The organism is Pseudomonas inefficax (assembly GCF_900277125.1).
GTDB lineage: Bacteria > Pseudomonadota > Gammaproteobacteria > Pseudomonadales > Pseudomonadaceae > Aquipseudomonas > Aquipseudomonas inefficax.
In genome coordinates this window covers 77,064-93,797 of record NZ_OPYN01000001.1, presented here as the reverse complement: position 1 = coordinate 93,797, position 16,734 = coordinate 77,064, and the positions used below count along the sequence as shown (strand labels likewise).

Genomic DNA, 16,734 nt, shown 5'->3' with positions numbered 1-16,734 from the left:
TATCGTGGAGACCCTGTGGGAGCGGGTTTACCCGCGAAGGGGCCCGAACAGACACTGCAAAACTCAGATCATTTCACAGCCAATCCTGACCCCCAGCGAACTGCTTCCCCCTGGCTTCAACTCCACCAGGTCATCCCACACATTCGCCGTCTCGATGCACAGCATCCGCTGCCACCCATTATCGGCCATGTCCGGTAGTTCCCTGGCCCGTTCGGTCCAAGGGTTCCAGATCACCGCCGAACGCGACCCGCTGCTGGTCAAGGTAATGCGTCGCTCCCAATGCGGGTCGACGATGCTCAAGGTTTGCGGGGTCGCCAGGTAGATCCGGTCAGTCTCCCCTGCAAACCCCAACGACCCCTGCTGCTGGCGCTGCTCCCAGTCAGCCAGGGTCTCGATATAGCTCAGCCCCTCGACCCCTTCGACCCGCGCCTGGCGCACATCACTGACCGCGAAGTAGCTGTGCAGGGCCTGGCTGATGGTGACGGGGGTATTGCCCATATTGCGGCTGGTCAGGTTCAGGGTCAGGTCTTCACCCAGCTCCACCACCAGCTTCAGCTCTACATCATGCGGCCAGCCGGGAAGCTCACCCTGCGCTTCAGGCAGCTCGAATTCGATCCGCAGGGTCGTGCCCGTTTCCTCGATACCCAGCAATTGCCAGCCGCGCGCCCGCGCCAGGCCATGCGCGGGTGCCTGTTCGCCGTTGTACATGGCCTGCACGGCCTGGGGGTTGCGCTGCAGGTTGCCGAACCACGGCCAGCACACCGGTACACCGGCGCGTACCGACTTGCCCTGACGGAAGATGGCCTGGTCGCTCAGCCACAGCAGCGGTGGCTGGCCAACGCGCTGGTAGCTGAGAATCTGCGCGCCCTGCTGGGCGACCAGTAGTTCGGCGTGGGCGCTGCTGATACGCCAGCAGCTGAGTTCGCCATGTTGCTCGGTTACGACCTGGAAGGTAGCCATTGCATTCATCTCATTGATTGCCAGTGGGCCTTGGACCCGGGCACATGCAATGAGTTTACCGCCGGCGCGGCTCAGCGACGAGGTACGGAGCGGGTGCGGCCACTGCCGTCGATGGCGACGAAGACGAAGACGGCTTCGGTAACCTTGCGCCATTCGCTGGACAGCGGGTCGTCACTCCACACTTCGACCATCATCTGGATCGAGCTGCGGCCGATTTCCAGGGTCTGGGTATAGAACGACAGTTGAGCGCCGACGGCGACCGGGACCAGAAAGGCCATGCGGTCGATGGCCACGGTGGCCACGCGGCCGCCAGCGACGCGGCTGGCCATGGCGGTACCGGCCAGGTCCATCTGGGCGACCAGCCAGCCGCCGAAGATGTCGCCAAACCCGTTGGTCTCGCGCGGCAGGGCTGTGATCTGCAAGGCCAGGTCACCTTGCGGGATAGGATCTTCTTGTTCGAGCTCAATCATGCGATGGGGCCTCTGACCCGTGACGCTTTCGTTGGGGTGGCGCAAGGCCGGGTAAACGATTCAGCTTGAAACATACTACGCCGATTTCGTTTCACTGAGCGGCCGTAGGGAAACTCTGCGAAACCGCCTGACATAAAGACCGGCGTTTTCGCACAACATCCCACGCTAGCAGCAACCTTTTCCTACGAACTGCCAGTATATAGAGCATAACGGCCAGCGACGACCGTGCATTCATGAATATGTGTAGGGATTTTGTATCGCTTTCGGCGCAGCTCAGCAATTTGCTATCTTCGCTTGTCTCCCCAATCCAGAAGCCGCGTGCCAAGCGGCCTGCATGCCTACAAAGAGAACAATCAGCGATGACTTCCGTGCCGAGCAGTATCGAGCAGCCCTCGCGGCCGCTGACCCGCAGTGACTACAAGACCCTCTCACTGTCCGCCCTGGGCGGCGCGCTGGAGTTCTACGACTTCATCATCTTCGTGTTCTTCGCCACGGTGGTCGGCAAGCTGTTCTTCCCGGCCGACATGCCCGAATGGCTGCGCCTGATGCAAACCTTCGGCATTTTTGCCGCCGGCTACCTGGCGCGGCCGCTGGGCGGCATCATCATGGCTCACTTCGGTGACCTGCTCGGGCGCAAGAAGATGTTCACCCTGAGCATCTTCATGATGGCCCTGCCAACGCTGATCATGGGCTTGCTGCCGACTTATGCACAGATCGGCATGCTGGCGCCGATCCTGCTACTGCTGATGCGCGTGATCCAGGGCGCTGCAATCGGTGGCGAGGTACCGGGCGCCTGGGTGTTCGTGTCCGAGCACGTGCCGGCGCGCAACACCGGCTACGCCTGCGGCACCCTGACTGCGGGCCTGACCGCGGGCATTCTGCTGGGCTCGCTGGTGGCCACCTTGATCAACAGCGTGTACAGCGCCGAAGAAGTGGCCGATTACGCCTGGCGTATCCCGTTCCTGCTTGGCGGTGTGTTCGGCCTGTTCTCGGTGTACCTGCGCCGTTGGCTGCACGAAACCCCGGTGTTCGCCGAGATGCAGCAGCGCAAGGCGCTGGCCGAGGAGCTGCCGTTGCGCGCGGTGCTGCGCGACCATCGTGGTGCAATCATCCTGTCGATGCTGCTGACCTGGATGCTGTCGGCCGCCATCGTGGTAGTCATCCTGATGACCCCGGCACTGCTGCAGAGCATCTACCACATCAGCCCTATCGACTCGCTCAAGGCCAACAGCATGGCGATCGTGCTGCTCAGCTTTGGCTGCATCGGTGCTGGCAGCCTGGCAGACCGCTTCGGTGCGGGGCGGGTGTTCGTGGTCGGCAGCCTGCTGCTGCTGGCAAGTTCCTGGACCTTCTTCCACAGCCTGCCGACCCGGCCCGAGCTGCTGTTCCCGCTGTATGCGGTGACTGGCCTGTGTGTGGGCGTGATCGGTGCGGTGCCTTATGTGATGGTCAAGGCATTCCCGGCGGTGGTGCGCTTCAGCGGGCTGTCGTTCTCGTACAACGTGGCGTACGCGATCTTCGGCGGGCTGACGCCGATGGTGGTGACTGCGCTGCTGAAAGTGAGCCCGATGGCGCCTGCCTACTATGTGGCGGGGCTGTGTGCCGTTGGTCTGGCCGTGGGTCTGTACCTGCTCGCCAACAAGCGCTGATCGGCATGGCTGACACAGTCATTGTGGGAGCGGCCTTGTGTCGCGAAAGGGCCGCAGCGCGGCCCCAAGTGCTCAGTGTAGAAGCATGAATTGCCGGGGCTGCCTTGCAGCCCTTTCGCGACACAAGGCCGCTCCCACAAGGATCGGCGTCTGTGGCGAGAAAGCGTGCGCTCTTCAGTGATGGCCTTTCATCCAATTGTCATATTCAAGTCATATCGTATTCATGCGGCCTGCAGATACTTGGGCCCGTTCCATCCAACACCCCAATATTCCTGCTAGGAGCAAGGCATGAAACTGAAGCGTTTGATGGCGGCCCTCACCTTTGCCGCCGCTGGCGTTGCAACCGCCAACGCGGTAGCCGCTGTCGATCCTGCGATCCCGACCTACACCAAGACCACCGGTGTTTCGGGCAACCTCTCCAGCGTCGGTTCGGACACCCTCGCCAACCTGATGACCCTGTGGGCCGAGGCCTACAAGAAGGAATATCCGAACGTAAACATCCAGATCCAGGCTGCCGGCTCCTCCACCGCGCCACCCGCGCTGACCGAAGGCACCGCCAACCTCGGCCCGATGAGCCGCAAGATGAAGGACGTCGAGCTGCAGGCCTTCGAGCAGAAGTACGGCTACAAGCCGACCGCCATCCCGGTCGCCGTAGACGCCCTGGCTGTGTTCGTGCACAAGGACAACCCGATCAAAGGCCTGACCATGGCCCAGGTCGACGCCATCTTCTCTTCCACCCGCCTGTGCGGTGGCAAAGCCGACGTCAAGACCTGGGGTGACCTGGGCGTGACCGGCGACCTGGCCAACAAGCCAGTGCAGCTGTTCGGCCGTAACTCGGTATCGGGCACCTACGGCTACTTCAAGGAAGAAGCCCTGTGCAAAGGCGACTTCAAGCCTAACGTCAACGAACAACCTGGCTCGGCTTCGGTCGTGCAGTCGATCAGCTCCTCGCTGAACGGCATCGGCTACTCGGGTATCGGCTACAAGACCGCCAGCGTCAAGACCGTGGCCCTGGCCAAGAAGGAAGGCGGCGAGTTCGTTGAAGACAACGAAACCAACGCCCTGAACGGCACCTACCCGCTGTCGCGCTTCCTGTACGTATACGTCAACAAGGCCCCGAACAAGCCTCTGGCGCCGCTGGAAGCCGAGTTCGTCAAGCTGGTGCTGTCGCAAGCTGGCCAGCAGGTAGTGGTGAAGGACGGCTACATCCCGCTGCCGGCCAAAGTCGTCGACAAGACCTTGGCTGACCTGGGCCTGTCCCACGCGGGTAACGTTGCAAAAAAGTAAGTAACTGAGGAGGAGGCCGGTGCTGCTGCCCGGCCTCTTCCACGAAATTTCCAGTCCGAAGCCAGGTTTACTGAGCGGCGGGCTTTCGTGCGTCACCACTTTGTAATGTTTTTGTCACACGGGACCGCTAGGGTGTGCGCATGAATGATCTGGCCAACTCCAACATGACCCAAAACTCCCCGCCCGTGCGGATTGATTTCAATACGCCGGAGTTGCAACGCAAGCGCCGCATGCGCGCGCTCAAGGATCGCCTGACCCGCTGGTATGTACTGGTGGGCGGGCTTGCCGTATTGGCGGCGATCACCCTGATCTTCTTCTATCTGGCCTATGTGGTGCTGCCGCTGTTCCAGGGCGCCGAGCTGACCAGCAAGAAAGCCCTGGAGCCGACCTGGCTGCAACAGGATGCCGGCAAGTCGCTGATGATCGCGCTTGAAGAGCAGAACCTGGTGGGCATGCGCGTTTCGGACAAGGGCCAGGCACTGTTCTTCGATACCAAGACCGGCAACGAGCTCAAGCGTGTCGACCTGCCGCTGCCGGCAGACACCCAGGTCACTTCGATCAGTGCCGACCAGCCGGGCAGCCCGCTGGTGGTGCTGGGCTTGTCCAACGGCCAGGCGCTGGTGTTCCATCACACCTACAAGGTCACCTATCCGGACAACAAGAAAACCATCGCTCCCGGCATCGACTACCCGTATGGCGAACAGCCGTTCGTGCTCGACGAGCAGGGCCGTGCGCTGGAGCATGTCAGCGTCAACGCCAATGGCGACACCCTGCTGATGGCCGGTTCCACCGGCGCGCACCTACAGGTGGTCGAGCTGACCCGCACCGAAAACATGATGACCGAAGAGGTCACCACCGAGCAGAACCGCATCGAACTGCCGCAGATGACCGAAACGGTGAAGAACATTTTCATCGACCCGCGTCAGCAGTGGCTGTACGTGATCAACGGCCGTGCCACCGCGGACGTCTTCAACCTGCGCGACAAGAGCCTCAACGGCCGCTACAAGCTGTCTGAAAGCGCCGACACCGAAATTACCGCCACCGCCCAGCTGGTCGGTGGCATCTCGCTGATCATCGGCGATTCCAAGGGCGGTCTGGCCCAGTGGTTCATGGCCCGTGACCCGGATGGCGAATCGCGCTTCAAGCTGATTCGCACCTTCCAGATGGGCAAGGCCGCGGTCGTGCAGATCGACGCCGAAGAGCGCCGCAAGGGCTTCGTCGCCCTCGACGCCGCAGGCGAGCTGGGCGTGTTCCACAGCACTGCGCACCGTACCCTGCTGGTCGAGCCGGCCGCCGAAGGCCCCGGCATCCTGGCCCTGTCGCCACGTGCCAACCGCATCATCATCGAAGAGGGCGGCAAGCTGCTGCCGCTGAGCCTGCGCAACCCGCACCCGGAGGTTTCCTTCAGCGCGCTGTGGGGCAAGGTGTGGTACGAGAACTACGACGAGCCGAAATACGTCTGGCAGTCGACCGCTTCGAACACCGACTTCGAGCCCAAGCTGAGCCTGTCGCCGCTGACCTTCGGTACCCTCAAGGCCGCGTTCTACGCCATGATCCTGGCGGCCCCGCTGGCAATTGCCGCAGCCATCTACACCGCTTATTTCATGGCCCCGGGCATGCGCCGCAAGGTCAAGCCGGTGATCGAACTGATGGAAGCGATGCCGACGGTGATCCTCGGCTTCTTCGCCGGCCTGTTCCTCGCCCCGTACCTGGAAGGCCACCTTCCAGGCGTGTTCAGCCTGTTCCTGCTGATGCCGCTCGGTATCCTGCTGGCCGGTTTCGCCTGGACCCGCCTGCCCGAGTCGATTCGCCTGCGCATCCCGGATGGCTGGGAAGCGGCGATCCTGATCCCGGTCATCCTGTTCACCGGCTGGTTCGCTCTGACCATGAGCCCGCACCTGGAAACCTGGTTCTTCGGCGGCGACATGCGCCTGTGGATCACCAACGACCTGGGGATAACCTACGACCAGCGCAACGCCCTGGTGGTGGGTATCGCCATGGGCTTCGCGGTCATCCCGAACATCTACTCCATCGCCGAAGACGCCGTGTTCAGCGTGCCGCGCAGCCTGACCCTGGGTTCTCTGGCCCTGGGTGCGACGCCCTGGCAGACCCTGACCCGCGTGGTAATCCTCACCGCCAGCCCGGGTATTTTCTCGGCGCTGATGATCGGCATGGGCCGTGCTGTGGGCGAGACCATGATCGTGCTGATGGCCACCGGCAACACCCCAGTGATGGAGCTGAACCTGTTCGAGGGCATGCGCACGCTGGCCGCCAACGTGGCCGTCGAAATGCCGGAGTCGGAAGTCGGCGGCAGCCACTATCGCGTGCTGTTCCTGGCCGCGCTGGTGCTGCTGATGTTCACCTTCATCATGAACACCTTGGCCGAGCTGATTCGCCAGCGTCTGCGCAAGAAATACTCGTCGCTTTGATAGAAAGGTAGCGATCCGTGAAAAAGGATTCCCTCAAAGGCTGGTTCAAGAGCGGCGCCCCAGGCGTCTGGATGAGCGGCGGCGCGGTGGCCATGGCAGTGATCATGACCGTTGGCCTGCTGGCGGTGATTGCCGTGCGCGGGCTGGGCCACTTCTGGCCGGCCGATCTTGTCCAGGCCACTTACAAGGTGCCGGGCCAGGCCGATCACGTTGTCATTGGCGAAGTGGTGCAAAAGGAGGAAGTACCCCGTGCCCGCCTGAAGGGCGCCGGCCTGCCAGTGCCTGACCAAGGCCCGGAGTTCATGACCCGTGAGCTGATCAAGGTGGGCAACCGAGATCTCAACGGCAGCGACTTCACCTGGGTGGTCGGCGACTGGCTGATCGACGAAAAGCACCCGACTGACCTGATCGCCCTGGAGCGCCGCGAGTGGGGCAACTTCTACGGCTACCTGGTCAGCGTCAAGGAAGAAGGCCGCGTGGTCGCCGAAGGCGCTGCTGCCTGGAACGAACTGCAGGCCCGCCTGAAGCGCGCCAACCAGCTCAACAGCGAACTGCAAAGCCTCGAGAAGAAAGACATCGGTGCCATCAACCATGGCCTCGAGCGCCTGCGCCTGCAGGCCCGCAAGCTGGAGCTGGAGGGCAAGCTGGACGCCGCTGCCCAGGCCGACATGGACGCTGATCGCGCCGAGCTGAACAGCCGCTACAAGGCCATCGAAGACCGTCTGACTGGCCTGCACCAGGCCTTCGCCCGCGACAGCCTGGTGGCCAGCGATGGCAACGGCCGTGAAGTGGAAATCAACCTGAGCAAGGTGGTGCACGCCATCCAGCCGAATGCCATGTCGGGGTTCACCAAGCTGGGCACCTACTTCACCAAGGTCTGGGAGTTCCTCAGCGACGATCCGCGTGAAGCCAACACCGAGGGCGGTATCTTCCCGGCCATCTTCGGTACCGTGATGATGACCCTGATCATGGCCGTGATCGTCACCCCGTTCGGTGTGCTGGCTGCCGTGTACCTCCGCGAATACGCCAGGCAGGGCCCGGTGACCCGCCTGATCCGTATCGCAGTGAACAACCTGGCCGGTGTACCGGCGATCGTCTACGGCGTGTTCGGCCTGGGCTTCTTCGTCTACGTGCTGGGTGGCTCGATCGACCGCCTGTTCTTCCCCGAAGCACTGCCGGCGCCAACCCTGGGTACCCCGGGCTTGCTGTGGGCATCGCTGACCCTGGCGCTGCTGGCTGTGCCGGTGGTGATCGTTGCCACCGAGGAAGGCCTGGCGCGTATCCCGCGCACCGTGCGCGAAGGCTCGCTGGCCCTGGGCGCGACCAAGGCCGAAACCCTGTGGAAGATCGTCCTGCCGATGGCCAGCCCGGCGATGATGACCGGCATGATCCTCGCCGTCGCCCGCGCCGCCGGTGAAGTGGCGCCGCTTATGCTGGTGGGCGTGGTGAAGCTGGCTCCGTCGCTGCCGGTGGACGGGAACTACCCGTACCTGCATCTGGACCAGAAGATCATGCACCTGGGCTTCCACATCTACGACGTCGGCTTCCAGAGCCCCAACGTCGAGGCCGCGCGGCCGCTGGTTTATGCCACCGCGTTGCTGCTGGTGCTGGTGATCGCGGCCCTCAACCTCTCGGCCGTGTGGATCCGTAACCACCTGCGCGAGAAGTACAAAGCCCTCGACAGCTGAACCTGATTGCAAGCGTGCCGCCCACGAGCCGGGCGGCCCTTTGAAACGAATTGTTAGCGTATGGAGTTGACCATGCAGCAAGAATCCCATGCCCACGGCATCGACATGTCTGCCCTGGGCCGCGACAAGCAGAGCCTGCGCCTGGCCGAAGAAACCGTAGCCATCGAAGTGCCAGGCCTGAGCCTGTTCTACGGCGACAAGCAAGCGCTGTTCGATGTGCAGATGAACATCCCCAAGCAGCGTGTGACCGCCTTCATCGGCCCGTCCGGCTGCGGCAAGTCGACCCTGCTGCGTACCTTCAACCGCATGAACGACCTGGTTGATGGCTGCCGCGTGGAAGGCGCCATCAATCTGTATGGCAACAACATCTACCGCAAGGGCGAAGACGTGGCCGAGCTGCGCCGCCGTGTGGGCATGGTGTTCCAGAAGCCCAACCCGTTCCCCAAGACCATCTACGAAAACGTGGTCTACGGCCTGCGCATCCAGGGCATCAACAAGAAGCGCGTGCTCGACGAAGCGGTTGAATGGGCGCTGAAGGGTGCGGCCCTGTGGGACGAGGTCAAGGACCGCTTGCACGAGTCGGCACTGGGCCTTTCCGGTGGCCAGCAACAGCGTCTGGTCATTGCCCGCACCATCGCCGTGGAGCCGGAAGTGCTGCTGCTCGACGAACCGTGCTCGGCACTGGACCCGATCTCGACCTTGAAAGTCGAGGAACTGATCTACGAATTGAAATCCAAGTACACCATCGTCATCGTGACCCACAACATGCAGCAGGCGGCCCGTGTTTCGGACTACACCGCGTTCATGTACATGGGCAAACTGGTCGAATTCGGGGATACCGACACCCTGTTCACCAACCCGGCGAAGAAGCAGACCGAAGACTACATCACCGGTCGCTACGGCTGATCGCCGCTCGGGACAGTACCTGGCCCCTGTGGGAGCGGGTTTACCCGCGAAGCAGGCGCCGCGGTGTCTGGCACCGGCTTCGCCGGTGTTCGCGGGTGAACCCGCTCCCACAGGATGTGTTTGCCAGGGTGGACCAGGGAACGACACGAATTACTTGAAGCTTGCAGCTTCTTCGCGGAGCGAACGATGATCAACAAAGAAAGCCTTACCCATCACATTTCCCAGCAGTTCAACGCCGAGCTCGAAGAGGTGCGCAGCCACCTGCTGGCCATGGGCGGCCTGGTCGAAAAGCAGGTCAACGACGCAGTCACTGCGCTGATCGAAGCCGACTCGGGCCTGGCCCAGCAAGTGCGCGAAGTCGACGAGCAGATCAACCAGATGGAGCGCAACATCGACGAGGAATGCCTGCGCATCCTCGCCCGTCGTCAGCCGGCGGCCTCCGACCTGCGCCTGATCATCAGCATCTCCAAGTCGGTGATCGACCTGGAGCGCATTGGTGACGAATCGACCAAGATCGCCCGTCGCGCCATCCAGTTGTGCGAGGAAGGCGAGTCGCCGCGCGGCTATGTCGAGGTGCGCCACATCGGTGACCAGGTGCGCAACATGGTCCGCGACGCGCTGGACGCCTTTGCCCGCTTCGACGCCGACCTGGCACTGTCGGTGGCCCAGTACGACAAGACTATCGACCGTGAATACAAGACCGCCCTGCGTGAGCTGGTGACCTACATGATGGAAGACCCGCGCTCGATCTCGCGGGTACTGAGCGTGATCTGGGTCCTGCGTTCGCTGGAGCGTATCGGTGACCATGCGCGCAACATCTCCGAGCTGGTGATCTACCTGGTGCGCGGCACCGACGTGCGTCACATGGGCCTCAAGCGCATGACGGCAGAAGTGCAGGGCACAGCTGTTTCCGATGGCGAAAACGCTAATGTTCCGACCGAACCTGACGATAAATAAGGTTGCTCCCGAGCATCGACGCCCGGCCTTGGCCGGGCGTTTTCGTTTGCGGTCGAGGAGCCGGCAGGCACCCGCGAACGATGTGAAGAAGTCCCGGCGTGACCAAGTTGTAGCAAGTGGCCATTATTCGGCGGTAGGCTAGTCGGGATTCAGAAGGAGTATCGATGAGTAAAGTGAATGTGCTGGTCGTGGATGACGCCCCGTTTATCCGTGATCTGGTCCGCAAATGCCTGCGCAATGCCTTCCCGGGCATGACCATCGACGACGCCGTCAACGGTCGCAAGGCCATGGCCATGCTGGGCAAGGAAGCGTTCGACCTGGTCCTGTGCGACTGGGAGATGCCGGAAATGTCCGGGCTGGAATTGCTCACCTGGTGCCGCCAGCAGCCTGAGTTGAAGAACCTGCAGTTCATCATGGTGACCAGCCGTGGCGACAAGGAAAACGTCATCCAGGCGATCCAGGCGGGTGTTTCCGATTTTGTCGGCAAGCCGTTCACCAACGAGCAGCTGCTGACCAAGGTGAAAAAGGCCCTGACCAGGATCGGCAAGCTCGACAGCCTCATGGCCAGCGGCCAGGCACGGGTCAACTCGGCGTTCGCCAATGACTCGCTGAATGCGCTGACAGCCGGCAAGCCTGAAGCGGTAAAGGTCGCGGCGCCGGCACCTGCACCGGCTCCCGCCCGGCCAGTGGCCAACGCCCCCCGGCCCGCCATTTCCGCGCCGACCGGCCGTGGCCAGGGCCAGTTGCGCCTGGCCGGTGGCATGCAGCCGTGCGTGATCAAGGCGCTGAGCCTTAAAGAGGCCCTGCTGGTGGTGCGCCGAGGCGAAGCGCTGCCCCAGGTGCTGGAAGGCGCGGTGCTGGACCTGGAGCAGGGCGAGAACGCCGAAGTTGCGCGCCTAAACGGCTACCTGCATGCCGTCGCGGCACTGGAACCCAAGCCCGACAGTGACTGGTTGCAACTGACTTTCAAGTTCGTCGACCAGGATGCTCAGAAGCTCGACTACCTGTCGCGGCTGATTGCTCGTGGGACGGCGCAGAAGCATTTCACCCCCGGCGCCTGACTCAAGCCTCACACCGCGCTTTTCGTAGGAGCAGCCTTGTGCTGCGAATGGGCTGCAATGCAGCCCCCAAGTATCAATGCCGCCGCAAGAAATGTCGGGGCTGCTTCGCAGCCCATTCGCAGCACAAGGCTGCTCCTACAAAAGCCCACGGCCATCCGACCAACTGCAATACCCGCCGCAAAACCCGCTGCTAGTCTTCGACAGATCATACCTGTCAAAAAGCCACTATCATGCCCGCCCGCCTGCTGCTGTTCTGTGCATTGCTCATGGCCTCGGCGTCGAGCCTGGGCATGACCATTTACGAGATCACCGATGATGGCCGTGTGACCTCCTATTCCGACCGGCCCGGCCCCGGTGCCAAAACCTTTGTGCGGCGCGTACCCATGGTGGAAGTGCCCGAAGGCCAGGTGCTGCTGAACGCGATAACCTTCAACGGCGGCGTGAGCTTTTCGGCCCGCAACCAGCTGCATGTGCCAGTGGAGGTTGAGTTGCGCCTCGACAATCTGGTGAACGCACAAGGTGGCAATGCCCCGCGCACGGTGCGCCGGGTGCTGCCGCCGCGCACCACGCAAATGCTCAGCGTGCTCCGGGGGCGGCCCGGGCTGCTGTTGAACTACCGCTCGACTCTGCTGCAGGCCATGGGCGACCCGGGCAAGCGGCCCCAGGGCTTTCGCTATGCATTCCCCTGGATTGGCGGGCCGTTCCGCGTGACCCAGGGCCCCAATGGCCGGGTCAGTCATTTTGGGCCCAAGGGGCGCTATGCCATGGATATCGCCATGCCCGAAGGCACCACCATCATCGCGGCGCGGGAAGGGGTGGTGGTGAAGACGGAGAACAGCCAGAGCGGGCGCGGCCCCAACCCGTCAGGCAATTTCGTCAGGGTCCTGCACCCGGACGGCACCATGGGCGTGTACCTGCACCTGATGCGCGGTTCGGTGGTGGTAGCGGAGGGGCAACGAGTGCGCCAGGGGCAGATGCTGGCCAAGTCGGGCAATACCGGCAACAGCACCGGGCCGCACCTGCATTTCGTGGTGCAGCGCAATGTGGGGTTGGCGCTGGAGTCGATACCTTATCGGTTCGACAGGCCGATCGGAGGGTTGCCTGACTTCACTGCGGGTAACCCTTGAGATTTTTGGGGCCGCTTTGCGGCCCTATCGCGACACAAGGCCGCTCCTACAGGGATACGCGAACCCCTGTAGGAGCGGCCTTGTGTCGCGATGGGCTGCAAAGCAGCCCCCTTGCCATCAATCCAGCTTGAGCACCTTGGCCAGCACGATCTTCGGCCCTTTCATCTTCTTGATGATGATGCGCAGCCCTTCAACCTCCAGCACTTCCTCTTCTTCAGGCACTCGCTTGAGTGACTCGTAAACCAGCCCCGCCAGGGTTTCCGCCTCGATATGGTCAAGGTCGACGCCCAGCAGGCGTTCGACCTTGAACAGCGGCGTGTCGCCACGCACCAGCAGCTTGCCCGGCTGGTAGGCGAGGATGCCGCGCTCGGTCTTGCGGTGTTCGTCCTGGATGTCGCCTACTAGCACTTCCAGCACGTCTTCCATGGTCAGGTAGCCAATTACCTTGCCATCGGCTTCCTCCACCAGCACGAAGTGCGCGCCGCCCTTGCGGAACTGCTCCAGCAACTGCGCCAGTGGCATGTGCCGCGACACGCGCTCCAGTGGCCGGGCCAGGTCGTCGAGGTCGATGGTTTCAGGCAGGTGCTCGAGTTCGGCCAGTTCCAGCAGCAGGTCCTTGATATGCAGCAGGCCGGTGAACTCCTCACGCTCGGCGTCGTACACCGGGTAGCGGCTGAACTTGTGACGGCGCACCAGGGCCAGGATCTGCTTCAACGGCGCATGGGCGTCGATGCTGACCATGTCCTCGCGCGAGTTGGCCCAGTCGACCACCTCCAGCTCGCCCATTTCCACGGCCGAGGCCAGCACGCGCATGCCTTGGTCGCTCGGGTCCTGGCCACGGCTGGAGTGCAGGATCAGCTTGAGCTCTTCACGGCTGTAGTGGTGCTCGTGGTGCGGGCCGGGCTCGCCCTGGCCAGCGATGCGCAGGATGGCGTTGGCACTGGCATTGAGCAGGTAGATGGCCGGGTACATCACCCAGTAGAACAGGTATAGCGGCACGGCGGTCCACAGCGACAGCAGTTCGGGCTTGCGGATGGCCCAGGACTTGGGCGCCAGCTCGCCGACCACGATGTGCAGGTACGAGATGACGAAGAAGGCGACGAAGAACGAGATGGCCTTGATCAGCTCGGGCGTATCCACGCCCAGGTATGCCAGCAGCGGCTCGAGCAGGTGGGCGAACGCCGGTTCACCGACCCAGCCCAGGCCCAGCGAGGCGAGGGTGATGCCCAGCTGGCAGGCCGACAGGTAGGCGTCGAGCTGGTTGTGTACCTTGCGCAGGATGCTGCCACGCCAGCCGTGCAGCTCGGCGATGGACTCGACGCGGGTGGCGCGCAGCTTGACCATGGCGAACTCGGCGGCAACGAAGAAGCCGTTGAGCAGCACCAGGAGCAAGGCAAAGATGATCATGCCGAAATCGGCGAATAACGAGGTGAGGCTGATACCAGGGGAAGGGTCCATGATGGAGTTTTTACGGGGTCCGTCTTCGAGATAGAGAGAAAAAAAGAGCCAGCTCTTGCTGGCACAGGGGGTCCAATGTAGCGGCTGGGGCCGTAAAAGCAAAGGGCGATGGATTTTTTGGGGCCGCGAAGCGGCCCCCGAGGCCCTCAACCCTTGCCGTTGGCCAATTGTGCCGGCGCGAAGTGACAGGTAAAGGTACTGCCATGCCCCGGCACGCTGCTGATTTCCAGCTTGCCGCGGTGGCGCATCAGCACATGCTTGACGATCGCCAGTCCCAACCCGGTGCCGCCGGTATTCGACGCACGGCTGGAATCGACCCGGTAGAAGCGCTCGGTCAGGCGCGGCAGGTGCTTGGCATCGATGCCCACCCCCGAGTCCTGCACCGAAAGGTGCGCGCCCTGGGCATCGGCCCACCAGCGGATACGGATGCTGCCTTCGTCCTGGGTGTACTTGACCGCGTTGAACACCAGGTTGGAAAAGGCGCTGCGCAGCTCCGACTCGCTTCCCTTCAACTGCACGCCGGGCGCGGCTTCCAGGGTGATGCGCTGGTTGCGGGGCCCGGACAGGGCCTGGGCGTCGTTCTTGATCGCGGCGAGCAGGGCATCGACCGCTACCGGCTGGTTGTCCGACGGGTAGTCGGTGGCCTCCAGCTTGGCCAACAGCAACAGGTCGTTGAGCAGTGTCTGCATGCGCGAGCCTTGCTGGCTCATCTGCTGCAGGGCTCGGCTCCAGCGCGGATTCACGTCCTCGACATTATCCAGCAGGGTTTCCAGGTAGCCGGTGATCACCGTCAGCGGTGTGCGCAGCTCGTGGGAAACGTTGGCGACAAAGTCCTTGCGCATCTGCTCCAGCTGGTGGATGCGGGTAACATCGCGCACCAGCATCAGGTGCTCGTTGTTGCCATAGCGGGTGATGTGCAACTGCACGCGCATGCGGTCGTTGATCGGCGAGGGGATTTCCAGCGGTTCGAGGTAGTTTTCCGCCTCGAAGTATTCCTTGAAGCGCGGGTGGCGCACCAGGTTGGTCACTTGCTGGCCGCCGTCCTGTGGGGTCTTGAAGCCCAGAAGGGTCTCGGCGGCGCGGTTCCACCATTCCAGGTTGCCGTCGCTGTCGAGCATGATCACCGCGTCACGCAGTGCGGCGGTAGACTCCTGCACCCTGTCGATCACCGCTTGCAGGCGGCCGCGCACGCGCTGGTCGCGGCGTTGCAGGTGGTAGATGCTGTCGAACACTTCGCCCCACAGGCCGTAGCCATCGGGCGGTGCTTCGTCGGGCTGGTGGTTGCGCAGCCAGTCATGCAGGCGCAGCAGTTGTTTGAGGGTCCAGCCCAGATAGAGCGCCAGGCCGATGGCCAGGCTCCAGCCATAGTAGCCGCTGACCAGCCCGCCGATCAGGCAGACGGTAATCAGCAGCAGCAGGTGGCGAATCAGGGTCGCGTGCCGGTTCTGGTTCAATTGACGGTCCTTGTACAACGACGTGCAGCTTGGCGCTTTTCGGCTCGATCAGCTCTTGGTCGAGAAGCGGTAGCCGGTGCCCCGGACGGTTTGTACCAGATTTTCGTAGGCTTCACCCAGCGCCTTGCGCAGGCGGCGGATGTGCACGTCGACGGTGCGTTCTTCGACATAGACATTGCCGCCCCACACTTGGTCCAGCAACTGGCCACGAGTGTACGCGCGCTCCTGGTGGGTCATGAAGAACTGCAGCAGGCGGTATTCGGTAGGGCCCATCTCGGCTGGCTTGCCGTCGATGGTCACGCGGTGGCTGATCGGGTCGAGCAGCAGGCCGCCGACTTCGATCGGTGCCTCGCTGTCGCTCGGGCCGGTGCGGCGCAGCACGGCTTTCAGGCGGGCGACCAGCTCGCGCGGCGAGAACGGCTTGGTGATGTAATCGTCGGCGCCTACTTCCAGGCCCTGGATCTTGTTGTCCTCTTCACCCTTGGCAGTGAGCATGATGATCGGGATGTCGCCGGTCAGTTCGTCGCGCTTGAGGCGGCGGGCCAATTCGATGCCGGAGGTGCCCGGCAGCATCCAGTCGAGCAGGATCAGGTCCGGTTTGCGGTCGACGATGATCGCGTGGGCCTGTTGGGAGTTTTCCGCTTCCAGGCAGTCATAGCCGGCCATTTCCAGGGCAACGGCGATCATCTCGCGAATCGGTGCTTCGTCGTCGACGATCAGAATGTTCCTGCCAACCATGCTCAAAACCTCTCCTGGATACGGTGTCTTGGCCCGCATTAGATAACGGAATTATTGCAGCTGTGTGACAGGGTGTTGGCTGTTCTGGCGACATTCCATGACTGAACTAGGCTTGAAAGGGCCGCAATCGCGGCAATTTCAACCCAATCCCCCCGAAACAATGGTGAATCCAATGACACGACAAACGCTGAGCTGGATGGCCCTTTTCACTGCGCTGGCGCTACCGGGGGTGGCCTCTGCCGACCATGCGATGGAGAAGGGCGGCATGTTGGTCGACCATGCCGGCATGACCCTGTACACCTTCGACAAGGATGCGGGCGGCAAGTCCATGTGCAATGGCGAATGCGCCACCAACTGGCCGCCGCTGATGGTCAAGGCCAATGACGAACCGGCCAAGGACAAGTGGACGGTGGTGATGCGTGATGACGGCAGCAAGCAGTGGGCCTATGACGGCAAGCCGCTGTATACCTTCATCAAGGACAAGAAGGCCGGCGATATGACCGGTGACGGCATGAAGGACGTCTGGCACGTTGCCAAGCCTTGAGATCCC

At 62.7% G+C, this 16,734-nt stretch carries 14 protein-coding genes; 9 read left to right on the top strand and 5 right to left on the bottom strand.

What is annotated here, in order from left to right; genetic code table 11:
• Positions 1-63 precede the first annotated feature (63 nt).
• Positions 64-960, bottom strand: coding sequence for a D-hexose-6-phosphate mutarotase (locus JV551A3_RS00465; protein ID WP_133969760.1), 897 nt, complete (start codon positions 958-960; stop codon positions 64-66).
• Positions 961-1,031: 71 nt separating this feature from the next.
• The gene (locus tag JV551A3_RS00460; RefSeq protein WP_003253317.1) at positions 1,032-1,430 is read right to left on the bottom strand and encodes an acyl-CoA thioesterase; all 399 of its coding nucleotides are present in this window, start codon (positions 1,428-1,430) and stop codon (positions 1,032-1,034) included.
• Between the two features lie 359 nt (positions 1,431-1,789).
• Between JV551A3_RS00460 and JV551A3_RS00455 the strand changes: the two genes are divergently transcribed.
• The 8 genes from JV551A3_RS00455 (at position 1,790) to JV551A3_RS00415 (ending at position 12,534) form a co-directional block, all read left to right on the top strand.
• Positions 1,790-3,079 carry an MFS transporter gene (locus JV551A3_RS00455; RefSeq protein ID WP_133969759.1) on the top strand — a complete coding sequence of 430 codons (1,290 nt, stop codon included), beginning with the start codon at positions 1,790-1,792 and terminating at the stop codon, positions 3,077-3,079.
• 288 nt (positions 3,080-3,367) lie between these two features.
• The gene (locus tag JV551A3_RS00450; protein ID WP_056793940.1) at positions 3,368-4,366 is read left to right on the top strand and encodes a phosphate ABC transporter substrate-binding protein PstS; all 999 of its coding nucleotides are present in this window, start codon (positions 3,368-3,370) and stop codon (positions 4,364-4,366) included.
• A gap of 140 nt (positions 4,367-4,506) precedes the next feature.
• On the top strand, positions 4,507-6,795 hold the full coding sequence (locus JV551A3_RS00445; protein WP_133969758.1) for an ABC transporter permease subunit: 2,289 nt from the start codon (positions 4,507-4,509) through the stop codon (positions 6,793-6,795).
• 71 nt (positions 6,796-6,866) lie between these two features.
• Positions 6,867-8,483, top strand: coding sequence for a phosphate ABC transporter permease PstA (gene pstA, locus JV551A3_RS00440; protein ID WP_177421238.1), 1,617 nt, complete (start codon positions 6,867-6,869; stop codon positions 8,481-8,483).
• 72 nt (positions 8,484-8,555) lie between these two features.
• Positions 8,556-9,389, top strand: a complete 834-nt coding sequence (gene pstB, locus JV551A3_RS00435; protein WP_112249440.1) for a phosphate ABC transporter ATP-binding protein PstB — start codon at positions 8,556-8,558, stop codon at positions 9,387-9,389.
• 186 nt (positions 9,390-9,575) lie between these two features.
• Positions 9,576-10,346, top strand: a complete 771-nt coding sequence (gene phoU / locus JV551A3_RS00425) for a phosphate signaling complex protein PhoU (RefSeq protein ID WP_133969756.1) — start codon at positions 9,576-9,578, stop codon at positions 10,344-10,346.
• 164 nt (positions 10,347-10,510) lie between these two features.
• A complete protein-coding gene (locus JV551A3_RS00420; protein WP_133969755.1) occupies positions 10,511-11,407 on the top strand; it encodes a response regulator in 897 nt (298 codons plus the stop codon).
• Between the two features lie 230 nt (positions 11,408-11,637).
• Positions 11,638-12,534: a M23 family metallopeptidase gene (locus tag JV551A3_RS00415; protein ID WP_133969754.1), complete on the top strand. Its 897-nt coding sequence runs from the start codon at positions 11,638-11,640 to the stop codon at positions 12,532-12,534.
• A 117-nt stretch (positions 12,535-12,651) separates the two neighbouring features.
• On the opposite strand, the gene JV551A3_RS00410 is transcribed toward JV551A3_RS00415, so the two are convergent.
• The 3 genes from JV551A3_RS00410 to phoB form a co-directional block, all read right to left on the bottom strand.
• The gene (locus JV551A3_RS00410) at positions 12,652-13,992 is read right to left on the bottom strand and encodes a hemolysin family protein (protein WP_133978220.1); all 1,341 of its coding nucleotides are present in this window, start codon (positions 13,990-13,992) and stop codon (positions 12,652-12,654) included.
• Positions 13,993-14,138: 146 nt separating this feature from the next.
• Positions 14,139-15,446 (bottom strand): phosphate regulon sensor histidine kinase PhoR, encoded by a 1,308-nt coding sequence (phoR, locus tag JV551A3_RS00405; RefSeq protein WP_133969752.1) that lies wholly within the window; start codon positions 15,444-15,446, stop codon positions 14,139-14,141.
• Between the two features lie 48 nt (positions 15,447-15,494).
• Positions 15,495-16,184: a phosphate regulon transcriptional regulator PhoB gene (gene phoB, locus JV551A3_RS00400; RefSeq protein WP_003253341.1), complete on the bottom strand. Its 690-nt coding sequence runs from the start codon at positions 16,182-16,184 to the stop codon at positions 15,495-15,497.
• 172 nt (positions 16,185-16,356) lie between these two features.
• Here phoB and JV551A3_RS00395 point away from each other — a divergent pair, with 172 nt between their 5' ends.
• The gene (locus JV551A3_RS00395; protein WP_133969751.1) at positions 16,357-16,728 is read left to right on the top strand and encodes a COG4315 family predicted lipoprotein; all 372 of its coding nucleotides are present in this window, start codon (positions 16,357-16,359) and stop codon (positions 16,726-16,728) included.
• The last annotated feature ends 6 nt before the right edge of the window (positions 16,729-16,734 follow it).

Bases quoted from the DNA above. Each gene is read 5' to 3' on its own strand.
- JV551A3_RS00465 (WP_133969760.1), bottom strand. From the start codon at position 960: ATGGCTACCTTCCAGGTCGTAACCGAGCAACATGGCGAACTCAGCTGC.
- JV551A3_RS00460 (WP_003253317.1), bottom strand. From the start codon at position 1,430: ATGATTGAGCTCGAACAAGAAGATCCTATCCCGCAAGGTGACCTGGCC.
- JV551A3_RS00455 (WP_133969759.1), top strand. From the start codon at position 1,790: ATGACTTCCGTGCCGAGCAGTATCGAGCAGCCCTCGCGGCCGCTGACC.
- JV551A3_RS00450 (WP_056793940.1), top strand. From the start codon at position 3,368: ATGAAACTGAAGCGTTTGATGGCGGCCCTCACCTTTGCCGCCGCTGGC.
- JV551A3_RS00445 (WP_133969758.1), top strand. From the start codon at position 4,507: ATGAATGATCTGGCCAACTCCAACATGACCCAAAACTCCCCGCCCGTG.
- pstA (WP_177421238.1), top strand. From the start codon at position 6,867: ATGAGCGGCGGCGCGGTGGCCATGGCAGTGATCATGACCGTTGGCCTG.
- pstB (WP_112249440.1), top strand. From the start codon at position 8,556: ATGCAGCAAGAATCCCATGCCCACGGCATCGACATGTCTGCCCTGGGC.
- phoU (WP_133969756.1), top strand. From the start codon at position 9,576: ATGATCAACAAAGAAAGCCTTACCCATCACATTTCCCAGCAGTTCAAC.
- JV551A3_RS00420 (WP_133969755.1), top strand. From the start codon at position 10,511: ATGAGTAAAGTGAATGTGCTGGTCGTGGATGACGCCCCGTTTATCCGT.
- JV551A3_RS00415 (WP_133969754.1), top strand. From the start codon at position 11,638: ATGCCCGCCCGCCTGCTGCTGTTCTGTGCATTGCTCATGGCCTCGGCG.
- JV551A3_RS00410 (WP_133978220.1), bottom strand. From the start codon at position 13,992: ATGGACCCTTCCCCTGGTATCAGCCTCACCTCGTTATTCGCCGATTTC.
- phoB (WP_003253341.1), bottom strand. From the start codon at position 16,184: ATGGTTGGCAGGAACATTCTGATCGTCGACGACGAAGCACCGATTCGC.
- JV551A3_RS00395 (WP_133969751.1), top strand. From the start codon at position 16,357: ATGACACGACAAACGCTGAGCTGGATGGCCCTTTTCACTGCGCTGGCG.